The 14424-nt window shown below is 34.5% G+C and carries 18 protein-coding genes and 3 rRNA genes; 14 read left to right on the forward strand and 7 right to left on the reverse strand.

Annotated features, from left to right (window positions below; all coding sequences use genetic code 11):
• The 13 genes from ACKI44_RS02625 to ACKI44_RS02685 form a co-directional block, all read left to right on the forward strand.
• Positions 1-130, forward strand: a 23S ribosomal RNA gene (locus tag ACKI44_RS02625); the annotation flags it as partial.
• Between the two features lie 132 nt (positions 131-262).
• Positions 263-380: ribosomal RNA gene (rrf, locus tag ACKI44_RS02630) — 5S ribosomal RNA — on the forward strand.
• A 62-nt stretch (positions 381-442) separates the two neighbouring features.
• Positions 443-560: ribosomal RNA gene (gene rrf / locus ACKI44_RS02635) — 5S ribosomal RNA — on the forward strand.
• A gap of 259 nt (positions 561-819) precedes the next feature.
• Complete coding sequence (locus tag ACKI44_RS02640) at positions 820-1638, forward strand: hypothetical protein (protein WP_407421286.1); 819 nt, start codon at positions 820-822, stop codon at positions 1636-1638.
• Between the two features lie 418 nt (positions 1639-2056).
• Positions 2057-3181, forward strand: coding sequence for a tyrosine-type recombinase/integrase (locus ACKI44_RS02645; RefSeq protein WP_407414853.1), 1125 nt, complete (start codon positions 2057-2059; stop codon positions 3179-3181).
• A 660-nt stretch (positions 3182-3841) separates the two neighbouring features.
• Positions 3842-4000 carry a hypothetical protein gene (locus tag ACKI44_RS02650; RefSeq protein WP_407414855.1) on the forward strand — a complete coding sequence of 53 codons (159 nt, stop codon included), beginning with the start codon at positions 3842-3844 and terminating at the stop codon, positions 3998-4000.
• A 202-nt stretch (positions 4001-4202) separates the two neighbouring features.
• On the forward strand, positions 4203-4505 hold the full coding sequence (locus ACKI44_RS02655; protein ID WP_407414857.1) for a hypothetical protein: 303 nt from the start codon (positions 4203-4205) through the stop codon (positions 4503-4505).
• On the forward strand, positions 4486-4710 hold the full coding sequence (locus ACKI44_RS02660) for a hypothetical protein (protein WP_407414859.1): 225 nt from the start codon (positions 4486-4488) through the stop codon (positions 4708-4710). Before ACKI44_RS02655 ends, ACKI44_RS02660 begins: the two co-directional genes overlap by 20 nt.
• Positions 4703-4837: a hypothetical protein gene (locus ACKI44_RS02665; RefSeq protein ID WP_407381376.1), complete on the forward strand. Its 135-nt coding sequence runs from the start codon at positions 4703-4705 to the stop codon at positions 4835-4837. The genes ACKI44_RS02660 and ACKI44_RS02665 overlap by 8 nt, the downstream gene beginning before the upstream one ends.
• 31 nt (positions 4838-4868) lie before the next feature.
• Positions 4869-5426: a hypothetical protein gene (locus tag ACKI44_RS02670; RefSeq protein WP_407421288.1), complete on the forward strand. Its 558-nt coding sequence runs from the start codon at positions 4869-4871 to the stop codon at positions 5424-5426.
• A gap of 31 nt (positions 5427-5457) precedes the next feature.
• A complete protein-coding gene (locus tag ACKI44_RS02675; RefSeq protein ID WP_407421290.1) occupies positions 5458-5961 on the forward strand; it encodes a hypothetical protein in 504 nt (167 codons plus the stop codon).
• Positions 5962-5970: 9 nt separating this feature from the next.
• Entirely contained in the window at positions 5971-7665 is a 1695-nt protein-coding gene (locus tag ACKI44_RS02680) for a hypothetical protein (RefSeq protein WP_407421292.1), read from the forward strand.
• 346 nt (positions 7666-8011) lie between these two features.
• Positions 8012-8332 carry a hypothetical protein gene (locus ACKI44_RS02685; protein ID WP_407421294.1) on the forward strand — a complete coding sequence of 107 codons (321 nt, stop codon included), beginning with the start codon at positions 8012-8014 and terminating at the stop codon, positions 8330-8332.
• 46 nt (positions 8333-8378) lie between these two features.
• Here the strand turns inward: ACKI44_RS02685 and ACKI44_RS02690 are convergent, their stop codons facing one another.
• The 4 genes from ACKI44_RS02690 to ACKI44_RS02705 are packed head-to-tail and all read right to left on the reverse strand — an operon-like array spanning position 8379 to position 11296.
• Positions 8379-8990, reverse strand: a complete 612-nt coding sequence (locus ACKI44_RS02690; protein ID WP_407421296.1) for a 4Fe-4S binding protein — start codon at positions 8988-8990, stop codon at positions 8379-8381.
• 5 nt (positions 8991-8995) lie between these two features.
• Positions 8996-9964, reverse strand: coding sequence for a zinc-binding dehydrogenase (locus ACKI44_RS02695; RefSeq protein WP_407421298.1), 969 nt, complete (start codon positions 9962-9964; stop codon positions 8996-8998).
• A complete protein-coding gene (gene acgM, locus ACKI44_RS02700) occupies positions 9965-10990 on the reverse strand; it encodes a radical SAM/SPASM domain protein, ACGX system (RefSeq protein WP_407421300.1) in 1026 nt (341 codons plus the stop codon).
• Positions 10991-11050: 60 nt separating this feature from the next.
• Entirely contained in the window at positions 11051-11296 is a 246-nt protein-coding gene (locus ACKI44_RS02705) for a hypothetical protein (RefSeq protein WP_407421302.1), read from the reverse strand.
• 154 nt (positions 11297-11450) lie between these two features.
• Between ACKI44_RS02705 and ACKI44_RS02710 the strand changes: the two genes are divergently transcribed.
• Positions 11451-11831, forward strand: coding sequence for a winged helix-turn-helix transcriptional regulator (locus tag ACKI44_RS02710; protein WP_407414877.1), 381 nt, complete (start codon positions 11451-11453; stop codon positions 11829-11831).
• A gap of 46 nt (positions 11832-11877) precedes the next feature.
• On the opposite strand, the gene ACKI44_RS02715 is transcribed toward ACKI44_RS02710, so the two are convergent.
• Genes ACKI44_RS02715 through ACKI44_RS02725 form a run of 3 tightly spaced genes read right to left on the reverse strand, consistent with a single transcriptional unit; the run spans position 11878 to position 14351 of the window.
• Positions 11878-13287 carry a phage terminase large subunit gene (locus ACKI44_RS02715; RefSeq protein ID WP_407421304.1) on the reverse strand — a complete coding sequence of 470 codons (1410 nt, stop codon included), beginning with the start codon at positions 13285-13287 and terminating at the stop codon, positions 11878-11880.
• Positions 13280-14089 (reverse strand): hypothetical protein, encoded by an 810-nt coding sequence (locus tag ACKI44_RS02720; protein ID WP_407421306.1) that lies wholly within the window; start codon positions 14087-14089, stop codon positions 13280-13282. The genes ACKI44_RS02715 and ACKI44_RS02720 overlap by 8 nt, the downstream gene beginning before the upstream one ends.
• Positions 14090-14102: 13 nt before the next feature.
• Positions 14103-14351: a hypothetical protein gene (locus ACKI44_RS02725; protein ID WP_296812631.1), complete on the reverse strand. Its 249-nt coding sequence runs from the start codon at positions 14349-14351 to the stop codon at positions 14103-14105.
• Positions 14352-14424: the final 73 nt, after the last annotated feature.

Raw genomic sequence — 14424 nt, forward strand, 5'->3', positions numbered from 1 at the left:
TCCCCTGAAAATAGATTGCTTTTGAGGACGCGAGTAGAAGACTTGTTTGATGGGGTAGGGATGTAAGCTTCGAGGTTTTTTTTCCGAGTTGTTCAGTCCGCTACTTCCAATTGTTCGCTTGCATTATTTTAATTGTTAGTAAACTGTTATGCTTGTTTTTCAAGTAATATTATGGTTTGGTAGCAATTTGGTTAGGTGTTAACAGTTTGGGTGAAAGTTGCGCTGATAATTTATAATCATTTTCATCGGTTTGTATATCAAGTATTGCGGTCATAGCATGGGGGTTATACCTGGTCTCGTTTCGATCCCAGTAGTGAAGTCCTTTTGTGTTTTGTTTGTGTACTATGGTTTTCTATGGGAATTTCATTTCGCTGCAAGCTTATTTATATACAAACCATTTCTTACTTACTTATTATTTTCATCATTTTCATAATATAGTGAGTATTGCGGTCATAGCATGGGGGTTATACCTGGTCTCGTTTCGATCCCAGTAGTGAAGTCCTTTTGTGTTTTGTTTGTGTACTATGGTTTTCTATGGGAATTTCATTTCGCTGCAAGCTCATTATATTCATAATTACTGTTCCTTATTTTTAAATATTAAATCAATTTATACATGATTGTATACAATTTATCTAACTTTTATATTTTTATGATGTTGTATCAATATTGCTTTTACTTGATTAAATTGTCTTTAAAAAATCATTTTTAATATCATTTGCTTTTTAATTTTTAAATTAAGATTTATTATCTTTTTTAACTAAATATACTCCTCATGAAAATTAAAAATTTTATTTTTTAACAAATTATTTTGGTGTTGTTATGTTGAATATAGATCTTGATTTTGAAGAGTATAAAAAATTAGAAAATAATAATGTTCCTTTAATTAAAAAAGAGGATTTGCCTAAGGAGTTTAGTCAAAAAGCATATAATATTATTATTGAATTCATTCAAAAGACTAAATGTTTGTATTATGAATGGGTAATCTATTTTGATTATTGTACTGGTGAAATTCTTAGGTGTGTAAAAGGTAAAGACAATCAAGTTAGGCTAGATTTTGAAGATGGTGAATTTGAGGGTAAACATATTGTTTCTATGCATAATCACCCAATAAATGCATTCAGTCCTCCTTCAGGAAAAAATTTCAATATTCTATTGAGGGATTTTGAAGATTATGAATTGATTGTGGGAAGAGATGGGTTATGGATTTTAAAAGCTAAAGGACTTCATAATGATATAATTGAAGACATTCGAGAAGCTTCGTTAGTATATTACATTTTAACATTATCTCGTTGTGTAGATTTAACAGGAAAAAGTGGAGATAAAATTGAATGTGAAGACTCATTATATGGTAGTATGCTATCAAATTTTATTAATGATAAAAAACTAAATAATATACAATTAACTAAAAAGGAGTATACCACCATGACCAATAACCAAGAAACTGATGTAATTGAATTTGAGCATTTTGAAAGTATTTCAAACATGGAAGATTTGGGAATGATTCAAGATTTTATAAAAAACCCATATTTGGATGTTAATAAAGAAAAAATTACAGAATTCTTTGCTAAAATGGGTGTTGAGGTAAATGCTAATGAATTAGCCGATGCAATGCATAAATATTCTTGTGATTTTCTATAATTTATAATTCAATTCTTTTTTTTATTTTATTAAGTATTTATTACATTTTCTTTCAGTATTATATTATTTTTCCATATAAATTCTTTTGTAAAATTCGTTTAGTATCTAAATTATTATTTTTTACATTCAAATCATTTATTTTTTTAAGAAATTATTAAATATAATTTTTTACATAATATTATTGTCATATCATTTTTTGACTGATATTTAATTAATTTTTTTATGAGATGGCTTTTTGCTAGCTGTGATTAAAAAATAATTAATATTGGATAGGCTGCCCGTTTCGAGGGTTACTCGAGGAGCTAAGGGTAATCTAGCGATGATTCAAGAGAGTTAGTATACGGGCAACATTCATCAAAATATTTATTACTTATCAAATGCTCTTGGTAAAAAGTGATTTTATATAGGAGTAATAAATATGGATATGCACGAAAAAGATGAAGAATTAATAAAAAGTTTTTGCGATGAGCGAGGACTTAAAGCCGTAACCCTCAAGAGTTATACCACCGCCATTGGTTTGTATTCAAGATACCATAAAACACCTTTCTATAAATTATTGGAAGAAGCAGAAGCTGAAGAAAGGGAAGATGTTAGATGGAAGTATTCTAAATTGAGAGCAAGACTTCTGGCTTTCAGAAACCATTTGCTGCAAAAAGGACATCTTGCAACCACAGTCAAAAATTATGTCAGTAGGGTCATGACCGTATATGAAGAAGGTTTTGACATTGAAATTGGTAAAATGCCTAAGTTAAATCAGAAAAATGTTAAAAAACCTATGCCTATTTCTTATAATGATTTGCCTGACAAAGAATTGCTTAGGCATATCCTGAAGATGGTCAATCCGTTAATGAAGGCAATAATTCTCTTTATGACCAGCAGTGGATGTGCAAAAAGGGAAACTTTAAATATAACCATTCAGGATTTCATTGATGCAACCTCTGCTTATCATCACAAAGACAATATTGATGATGTTATTGAAGCCCTCCATGGCAGAGATGATGTGGTTCCGTCCTGGAGATTAAGGAGGCAGAAAACCAACAAGTACTACACTACCTTTTCAAGTCCTGAGTCCACAGCAGAAATAATTCACTATCTTGTGATAGATGAGAGGGAACTTACAAATTCAACTCCTCTTTTTGATATCAGTTCCACTCACTTGAACAATACCTTCGGTAAAATCAACAACAAGCTGAACCTTGGAAAGGCAGGTTCCTATAACAGATTCCGTTCCCACATGCTGAGGAAGTTTCATGCAAGCCAACTTTATAATGACGGTTTGAGCATGGATGAAATCGATGAACTTCAGGGTAGAGGAAAGGATCAGACCAGAACTTCCTATTTCATGGAAGACCCTTTGCGTTTAAGAGAAAAATATATTGAGCATATGGGTGCAGTCACAATCAATCTTGATGTTGAAAAATTATCCATCAAATCTCCTGAGTTTCAGGAAATGGAAAGCGAAAACAAAAAATTGAATGCTGAACTGGATGGTCTTAAGGGAGAAATTGATTTTATCAAAAGAGCTTTAAGAAATAAGACTTAAAAGTTATTTCCATTTTTTATTTTTTTATATTTTTTTAACTACAATTTTTCAACATAATAGTCCCATATTGGGAGTTTCGTATTGTAGGTTTTTCTAGTTTTTTTCACATTTTTCTGTTTATTTGTTTATAGAATTTTGGAAAAATACATGCCTTATCTTCAAGTATAACATTGTAATAATTAAACAATTAACATTAATAGGGCAATAGTAATGTTTATATATTCATTTTAACAAACTATGATTACCCATCACTGAATGAAAGCAATTTTTATGAGTGAGAACAATTTTTCACACTCGTACAACTTTTTTTCAGCATGGCATCAAAACATCTTTAAGGAGGTAAAATATCAAAAAAACAGTAATCATGAAAAAAATAAGCAGAATATAAGTGGGCCAGTAAGAAAAATAAAAATAATTAGACACGCCGCAAAACAGTGTTAAAAATTAATATTTTCCAAAACTTAACCCAATATTAGTTTATTTTAAGCAATATATAAAGATTTTCAATTAAAAAACTTATTTTATTCTAAATATTCGGTAATGAATGGAATATTGATTTTACCTACAAACTATTTTTATTTTCAAAGACTTCTGGCCACATGTGAGTTTTAGACCGTTGATCGCTAACTCCCAATAAGGGAAAACAGGAGATTCAAAAGAATGTGTGAACTAGTAAAACCCCGGCCCAATGAAATAATAATTTTCAATAATTTCAGGGCACTTGAAGAAACTATCTCTGAAATTCAGGAATCAGAAAACATCCGAAACGAAAGGGAATTCTTCGAGTCATACAGAATCAAGATAATAAGACTTGATTAAACACGCTAAGACGAACTAAAAATTTAAGATAATATCAGGAGCCTAAAAATAATGTTGGAACAAGAAGTAAACGGAGAAGTTCATGTTTTAGTCCCAAAAGATCTATGGGCTAGAATATGGCTGGTATTTGATAGAATCGAACACCTGGGTGAATACCAATGAATAGCTTTTCACCCATTGCATTAACTGAGGTTGATAAATCATGACAACCTCAATTAATCAATTTGAAGATAATTTCCACGGCATTTTAACTCACAATGGTGAAATCAAAATTGCCAAAGGAGATGTTGAACAGGAAATCCTCTACATTGACGATGACGGTATCGTACTGGTTGATGGCGGTAAAAAAGCATACCAGACAATAATACATGAGAAATTATTGTCATTAATTCAATATGCAGCTGAAGGCGACATCGGTTTAATCAAATTCATAAGAGGAGAAGCGTTTATTGTCGGATTTCGCAAACACAAAAGGGATGAGAAATATGGAAAGTACAATTCTTGAAATGCAAAGGAATCTGGATGAAGAACATTTCATTGCACTGGTATCTGCAGATGAAAATCCGTATTGTGCGGTAATGAAATCAGATGAACTGAATTTCCCAGACAATAAAACAGTTGTTATTCACAAAAAAGGCGGAATGACTACAATAATTAACTTGAATTTCATTATTGAAGTCTGCATCAGGAGAGTTGGTCAGTATGCCTAAACCAGCAAGATTATATCCGAAAGAAGAACCGATGGATCCCAATCCAAAAATGATTTTCATTGGAAGCATGGTAGTTGCTGCAGTTGTCGGCTGGATCGGAATAGCAACAAGTACTGGAGGATTATAAACTAATCCTCTAATTTTTCAAGGTGATAATAATGGTAAAAGCAGAACTTATAGAAGAACCGCAGGTTTCACAGGAAACTGAATTAGTTAAAGTTGATAATGTCCCTGACGTTGATGTGGCCATTGAACAGTGGGATGCTTATCAAAAACTCTGTAAAGGATTGTTGAATGATACAGACTATCAGGAAATAATCGTTAAGGAAAAAGATGAAGACGGAAACTATGTTAAAGTGAAAAGACACTTTAAGAAAAAGTCAGCATGGCAAAAGCTATCAAGAGCATTCAATGTTGATACTGCAATTGTTGACCGTGATTTGGAAAGAACAAAAACCGGCAGAATAAAAGAAGCATACTACTGTGTGAGAGCAACTCTACCAAATGGCAGAAGTGTTGAATCAGATGCGCTATGTTCTAGGAGTGAAAGAGGAAAGGACAAAGTTTCAGACCACACTATCATGTCAACTGCTAAAACACGTGCAACCAATCGTGCAATAGCTGAACTGATTGGAGCAGGTGAAGTGTCAGCAGAAGAAATGTCAGCTGAAAAGATTGTAAGTCAATCAAGATTTCTAAAAGAGGATGTTAACTAATCCTCTTTAATATTTTTAGGAGAGAATCAAAATGAGTTTTGAAAACACAAAACAAACCATATTTACAGGTACAGAATTAGATTACGAAGAAATTGTGGAAATTCCGGAAGGATATGAAAAAGCAGAATTAAGAGACTTTGAAGACGGAACCCTCTTAAGAGGCAGGCCTGAAATGTCTTCAGTTACCTCATACACCTTTGATGATGATGGCGAAGAAAAAACCGTAAACAGATTCAAACTCTACATCTTCCAGGATGATGATCAACTTTACATTGAAATAAATGTCAACCTCAAAAACGACGGTGACATTCACAAAAACATCAGAAAAGGAAGCGTGCTCTTTGACTTCATCACTTCAATCCTTGAACTTGAAAATGCAGGTTCAGTAGGTAAATCAAATATTTTAAGAAGTGTCAACCTTGCTGAATACCGTCAATTTGTAAACAATTTAGGTGAAATGACAATCCAGGTCAAAGAGAAATCCGGAAGCTATGTCTATTACAGTTTCATTGTACGTGACGTCCAGGTAAAATAGGGGAATAAAATGAGTAATGTGGCTGAATTACCTACCAAAGACACAATAACTCTCATTATCAACAGAAAGAAAGTTAACAGTGTCACTTATGTATTTAAGAATCAAGATGGTAATAAGATTGGAGAATATTTAAATAAAACTCCAGCTACATTATCTTCCCAAAGTAATGTCGCAAGACAGTTCAAACAGATTGTAAATCCAAAAGGTGACATGAATCCGAAGATTGTAAACAACCAGTTTGCAGAAGTAAAACAGCTCCTTCAGCTTCACTATGAAAATGAGCTGTCTGTAATTGAACAGGAAATAGCTGACAAGAAACAGGCTGAGCAGGAAAAGGATAGTGTTAAATTAAAGGAAGCTATCACTAAACTTCAATCATTAAGCAGGCCTTTGATTTATATTGGCAGTATTGTTGAATGGTTTACGGCAGGTGAACGCAACAACATATTGTATGCATTTGCCGTATATGCTGGACAGGTTGTACTTGGAAATCCAGTATCGGTCATATGTCTTGGTGAAGCAAGCAGCGGAAAATCCCACATTCAGGAAGCTGCTTTAAAATTGATTCCTAAACGTTTTGTTGTCAATGAAAAGAAAATTACTGAAGCAGCACTATTCAATCGTGCAAAAACAGACAAGTATTTCTATGACGGCAAAATCGTTAACTATGGGGATATGGGTGGAAACAACGACCATGACTTTATGGAAGAGTCAAAAAACCTCATGAAGGAACTCCAGTCAGATGGATTTCTAAATAAACCGCTGAATATTCCTGACGGTGAAGGTGGATGGGAAGTCAAGGACTTGGAACTTGTTGGAAGGCCATGCCTTACATACACTACCGTTCCGAATCATTATTTTGATGATCAGGAAATGAGCAGAAGCGTTTTCATTACACCAAGAATGGACAATCAGAATATCTTCAATAAAAGAAACAGTGCATTGGAATTCAAGCATGGCAAAAGCTATAAAATGCTGAAGCATTATGAAAATGAAGCTGAACTAGTCCCATACATGCTGCTGCACCTTAAGGAAGTCTTTGAAAACATTGTAATAATAAATCCATATGTTTACTTTGTCATCAACTTCCTCAAGGACTCCGCTTTCTATAAAAGGGATTTCGATAAGTTCAACGGAATACTGAAAACAATTACAGCCTTGAATTACTATAACCATGAAGTCTACGACATTGACGGCAAGAAAGTGATTCTGACAAACATTGCTGATGTACAGGAATTCATGAGTTTGTTAAAACCTTATAAAGAGAGCATATCTGCAAACCTGTCACCTAAGGCCGTTGAGGTTTTAAATGACATCAGAAGCAATATTGATGACTGGAAGATAAGTAAGGACAGGGAAGTGTTGAATATGGGAATTACAACCAATGAATACTTCGCACTTCAAAATCTTGGATTAAGTAAAGCATCGGTGAGGAAATACATGTATGAATTGGCAGACAAGGGATTTCTTCAGGTAACTGATCATTCCGGCAGAGCCAATATATATGACTTGGCTAAAAGCGAAGTTGCATCAATCAACTACGACTTAAAGCACATTGACGATTCCATATATGAAAACATCTGCTATGAAATCGGTGAATGGGTAATAGACATTATGAAGGAAGATAAATTTATCGAGGGGTTAAGTATCATGAACTTTGACAGAGAAGTTAAAAAACCGACATGGATAAGTAAAAAACCATAAAAACCATGAAAACTAAAATACTCAAAAAACTTTGTAAACTTTAAAAAACTTTGATGAAAGTTTTTATAAAAAACTGCTTACAATTGTTTTTAGGTTGATTAGAGAATTATCAGTGGGAATTGGTAATTGCTTTTGTGAGAAAAACTGAAGTTTCCAGGATAAGGGTGAGGTAACTTTAACAATACCTCCCGCATACCCTGGAAAATCATGGTTTTTTAAAAAATCATAATCTTGAAAAGCGATGATAGCTATTCTTTTTTGATTTAAAGGATTCTAAAAGCTATTTAAAAAAACCATCCCAAAATTTCTCAATAGTTTTTATGGTTTTTTAAAATTTTGATTTGTTATGAAATCTATAAAACAACAGATAAAGGAAGCCAAAAAGGAAAAGCAAGAAAGGGAAGAGGAATTGTGGTTTGTGGATTACTGCAATAATTGCAGGACTGGATTGGCTTTTAAAAATGATGTGGCCTGTCATCATCCGTGGTACTGCTGGCATGAAGGAGAAGCAGCTATTGTGCAGGCTGAGATTGTAAGGATTGATGAGTATCGAAGACTGCATGGGCATGTTACATCACAGATGTATTGGGAATATAAAGAACTGAGGAAAAGGCAGCGTCAGTTAATATGGCAAGGCAGAAGACGATTACTTGAATGTTTTAAATAGCTATTTATGTGGAATACCATTTATCCACAATGGTATACTTTAAAAATTATTCTTTCTTAACTATTGCTTCATTAGGACAGTTTTCATAACACATTCCGCAATGCAGACAATTTTCCTGAGGAATTTCATAGTGATTCTCACCTAAGAAAGGTATTCTTTGAGGACAGCTTGCATAACATGTTCCGCAGCTTACACAGTCGTCAGTTATTTCAAATCCTTTCGGAATAATCTCCCAGTCGCCAAACTTGAATGTGTGTCTGTAGATTGGCTTTTGAGTCAGATTGAAAAATTCCATCTGATAGTTTTCAATGCAAAACGCTTCCAGAATATATCTTGTTCCTTTAGGATAGACATTATTCATGAAAGGGTTTTCATCAAAAATCAAATCAATCCAATGCTTTTGGTTATCCAGCTTATGGGCTTTACCGGTTATTCTGATTGATTTGTTGTCTTTCAGGCTAAGATAGCTTACTTGCGGATGTGTCATGATTTCCTCATAGACATGTTTTCCACGACCGGTTAAAAAATAGATTTTATCATTTTCAATGTGCATAATGTCTATAATCCTTGATTGAGGATTGCCGTCTTTATCAACAGTAGATAAAACTGCATCAATCACTTCCCTTAGCTGTTTAAAACATTCTTCTTTAGTTACCATAATAATCACTCCAGTTTGAATATGATTTTTCCCTGAGCATTGTTGGATTCCATAAGCTCATGGGCTTTTCCAATATCTGCCAAATTACTGAAAACCTTTGAGATGCTTGGTTTGATATTGTTGTCTGCAATAAATCTGAATAAATCGTCAATTATTTCCTGTGACGGATAATTTGAAAAAAATGATGTCAGATATCTTCTGTTTGGAATTGTCTTAATCGGATCAAATTCAGCCATGTATTCGACCCCTCCCAAAACACCTGTAACGCAGCATATTCCGTTTTCGTTTAAGCATTTCATTGAATCGTCAAGAGTTTTTGGTCCAATCAATTCGAGAACCTTATCGCATTTGATTTTTTGTGATAGTTCACCGTCATCAACAAGACATTCATCAGCGCCGTTTTCTTTAAGTTTGGCGAATCTCTTTTCGCTTCTGGAGGTTGCAATCACATTTGCACCTATTGCACTTGCAATCTGCATTGCAGTCAGTCCCAAAGCTGAAGTCGCACCCCTGATCAATATGGAGTCCTCCTTTTTAAGGTTTAATGCATCAATAGAACCGAATGCAGTGAAATAGGTTTCAGGAATGGCTATTATCTCCTCCAAGGTTAAGTCGTTGAAGATATCGTCACTTATTTTGAAGACGTTTTTTTGAGGCAGGAGTGCATATTCGGCGTAGCTTCCGTCAAAGCTTCTTCCCATTCCGCCCATCAGGGCAACGACAATGTCATCCTTTTTGAAGTGGGTATTTGACGGGTCTATTATTCTGCCGACACATTCTATTCCGGGTATGACTGGCAGGTTGATGTAGTCTTCGTCAGCCTCATAATCTCTTAATATTATTTCTGCACGGTTTATTCCAAAGCCCAAGACTTTTACAAGCACCCAATCGTCTTTGACCTTTGGAATTTCAACTTTGCTTACTTTCAGTTCATCTGCTTTGCATGTTTTTTCTAAAACAACTGCTTTCATCATTTATATCTCCTTCCAGCATTGTGGGTCTTTTGAATACATATTGTGTGTTGTTCCGTAGCTTACTGCGGGACATCCCCTGCAGAACCTTAAAAGTTCACATCTGCCGCATTTTTCGAATTTTTCGAACTGCCTGTATTCATCCATATTTTTTCCCATGAATATATCATATACTGATTCGTTTAATGCGTTTCCAACTTTACTGTCCATTCTTCGGCATGCAAACACATCGCCTGAGGGCAATATTGTCAGATGGCTGTTTCCGCAGTTGCATCCGTCATATATCACATCATCCTTCAGGTTTTGCGGAATGGTATATAATCCCTTTTCGTATAAAAATAATGTCCATAAATGGTCTTTTAGGGTAAAAAATGTTTTTGAATCCTTGTATTGCTGGTATTTTTCCCATACTTTTTCTAGAAGATTTTTATATTCTTCAGGTGTCATTTGAACTGCCTTTTCAAGGCTTGTGGGACAGTATCTGGCGAAGCTGAATAATCCCGCATTGTTTTCAACGACAACATCGATCAAATCAGGGATTTCGTCAATATTTGTTTTGGAAACTGTTGTCATGATGCTTGGCCTTACTCCGGCATCATTCAGGGTTTTGATTTTTTCCAGGGTTATGTCAAATGAACCGGGTTTTCTGAAATAGTCATGAGTATTCCTTAAGCCGTCCAAAGACATCTGATACTGTCTGCAGCTTAATTCTTTAAGTCTTTCTGCAACTTCATGAGTAATGTGGAAAGGATTTCCAAGTATAGAATAGTGAATGTTTTTCTCATGCAAAAGTTCAAGCAGCCTCCAAAAGTCAGGATGCAGAATGGGGTCTCCGCCGGTGATGCTGAAATATGGTGTTCTCTTGGTTTTCCTGCAGAATTCAAGACAGTTATCCAAAACCCTTTGCATGTCTTCATAGCCCATGCTTATCAGTTCCTTGTCATTTTCCTCTGAGAAAATATAGCAATGTTTGCATCGCTGGTCACAGTCATCCAGAATATGCCATTGAAATGCGAAAAAATCGGCCATGAAAAACAGCTCCAAAAAAAGTATTTAAAAAAATAAAAGATTTAAGATTAAATTTTAATCTTAAAATCTGTCTGAACCACATGCTGTGCTGATGTCAGATCCGCAAGCGGTGTTGATGTCTGAGCCGCATGCTGATGCAGTTACATCACTGCCACAAGCAGTATTAACATCTGAACCGCATGCTGATGCAGTTACATCACTGCCACATGCAGTATTGATGTCTGAGCCGCAAGCGGTCGCTATTACGTTTTGTGCTATTTTTGATGAGAAAAATGTCTCATTTTCATTCCATGCATTGAATTTCATGATATTCACCTTAAAATTTTTTAATAAAAGTCAGAAACCTTTATTCTATTATGATATCTATTTAGACAGATATAAAAACAGTTAAGTTACCTGGAGGTAACTTAAAATTAATTAACTTCAAACCATAAAGATTATTTTAGTTAAGGGGATTTCAATGAGTGATAATGGAAAAGCAGTAAAATGTCCTATGGAACTTGCAGTTGAACTTATCAGTAGAAAATGGGTCATCCAAATATTAAGAGACATGTTTTTTGGAAAAAAACGTTTTAATGAATTTAAAGAAGGAAAACCCAATTTATCCAATAAAGTTTTAAGCAATTGCCTAAGGGAAATGGAAGAAAACGGCCTTATTTCAAAAGGCAATGATGAAAATAATATTGAATATTCATTGACGGCTAAAGGGCAAAAAATGAATAAGGTAATCTATGAACTGGCAATGTTTACATTGACTACTGACTTGGGTGATGACTATTATAATGATGATGAAAAAACTGAATTTGCAAATATCTTTAAAAAAGTACTGATAAAGGAATAGGCATCCAAAAGGTTCGTCTATAACATTAACTGTTATGGAAGACAAGTTATGTGGAATACCACTTATCCACATTAACTCTTTGAGTTTGAACTTCAGAAACTATTTTTTCATAAGCACCAGTGAACGCAACTACACAGTCATCATGAATAGCTTCATTCGGATATGCAGTTATTTTTTCCAGAAATTCCATCGCCCATTTTTTCGTGAACCCGGTCGAATCCTTTCCAACAAGGAAAATTCCCTTCTTTTGAATATCTGCTGAGACTCTTCTTGCACGGTCAACCTTGTTTTCTCTTGAGTTACCGGTTCCTGTTGTGAATCCTCTTCGGTTCAGCTCATCGATAATCAATAACCCGAAGTTCCTGCCTGTACTTCCATCGAGTTCAATGTATTGCACATCGGACTTGTCACGTGCAGCAGTATTTAATATTTCATTGATTAAGTTTCTGGATTCCAATTGGAATTCATAGGAATCAAGGATGTAAATGTTTCCGGACAGATCTTTAGCCAGCAGAACTCCAGCCGTAAAATCCGGATCACTTCCTCTTAATTTATCATCATTCAATACTTCAGTTGCAGCAAGATCCCAGTATCTTATGATTTTAACTATTGGTATTTTCATGTATTCGTCATGAGAGATTAGGTGGAAGTCTGATTCATCGAATAGCTGACCTTTAACACTAGCATACCAGTTACCGTTCATTAACTGTTCCCTTGTTACTCTATCCAATCCCATAAGGTATTCTTCATAGTCTTTTCTGTCCAGATAAACATTATCGAGATAGCTTGAGCTAATGAATCTTATTTGTGATTTATCTTGAATATCAGTATCAATTTTTTCTATGAATCTTTCCCTTACCCATTTGTTTCCACGTTTACCGGGATTGCTTGAGCACATTAACTGTGTAGGTAGTTTGTTGTCTTTTGTTTTCCTTACCCTTGACCTCATGTAGATATATTTGAATCTCTCCAATTGAGTTAATTCATCAATTCCAATGAACTGATATTCGGAACCCTGATATGTATCAAGGTCATTGATGTTTCTCAAATATCCGAAAGTCAGTGAATTTCCATTGGGAAATGTCCATGAATGTTCGGTTCCATCCCACTTTGGTTTGATGCTTGCATTATTTTGAACTTCCTTTCGATTTAACCACTGACTTGCTTTGTGTATTAAAGCTCCTTTACGCTTCAAGTCAGATAATGTACGTCTCAAGATGAGGGCATGATATTCATTAACATCATCCTGAACATAGAACAGTGCCCTCATCAAAAGACTTGTTGATTTGGAACCTCCTGCAGCACCACCGATAAGGACTTCCTTTTCAGTAGCTAAAATCATCTCTGCCTGCTTTGGAAACGGATTGAAGGGTATATATGGATTCTCGTATACGCACTTCTGAAGAATAGCTTTATCTTTAGCATCTAAATAGAATTCACCTTTTTCATCATACATTGTTATCATCTATCTGTTTTGCAAGGATTTCTATTTCATTCATAATGTCTCTTTGTGAGATTTCAATTTTCTTATCTTCTAACTCTAACACACGGTTTTTGAACAGTCTGTCCATTTCATCCTTGAATAATCTGTTTTTGGCTTCAAATGCTTTAACGGACAATTCCAGATATCTGATTTTAAGTTCGGTAATGTCGATTAAGTATCTGGCCAAGCTTTTTTCATTGGCATTGTATCTTACTTCCTTATCCAGTTTTTCAAAGTCAATTTCAAGGCCAACTGCATTTTTAGTTATTTTATCTAAGTTTTCCAAACCTGTTTTAATGTCTGTGACCTGTTGCTGAAGAATTGAATCAATAGCTAAATCTATATTGTCCTGATGAACGTTATTGTCAGTAATTTGCTTTTGTGTTATGGCTCTGTTTGTCAATGCTTCTTTTTGTCTTGCTCTTGGATCTTTATCATTATCTGTTAGATTGTATTTCTTTTTGAATCTGGAGAATGTTGCTCTGCTTACTTCAAATTTGTGTTCTTCATCAAGCCATCTTCTGACACTTTCATCTGTTGCGCCTTGAGTTTTCATTACCTGTATTTCATCCAGAAGTGTTTCCAGGAAATCTCCTTTGGTTATTTTTAATCCCGCTTTGAATTCCTTGAATGTTGTAAGTGAAACTTCACGGTCATATTTTGTCTTTAGCAGTTCTATGATTTCCTTGTTGCTCATTGCCTTCTTGCAGCAGTTTATTATTTCCTGTTCGTGCTGTTCTAGAAAATAATGGATGTCTGAATTTACTCGACTCATGGTGATGGTTCTCCTATAAATCTCTTAATTCCCTTTCAAGTTCCTGTTTTCTTTCTTCAATTAACTTGTATTCCCTTTGTTTCATGATTCTTTCATAATTTGGATTGTTGTGTATTAGTGTTATGGTTTCCTGTGCATCGCCGATAGCTATTAGCATTGCTCCGAGTTCGTATGCGTCCTTGTGTGTAAAACTGGATTCTTCTACTATTTTTTTGAGTGTTATTTCAACTCTTGCGCTGATGTTGGTTTTTTCCGGTAACATAATAAATAATATATTATGTATTATATATAAAATTTTATTATAAAAAAAATATAAAAGTAATAATAAATATTAC

The organism is Methanobrevibacter sp. (genome assembly GCF_045646205.1).
Lineage (GTDB): Archaea > Methanobacteriota > Methanobacteria > Methanobacteriales > Methanobacteriaceae > Methanocatella.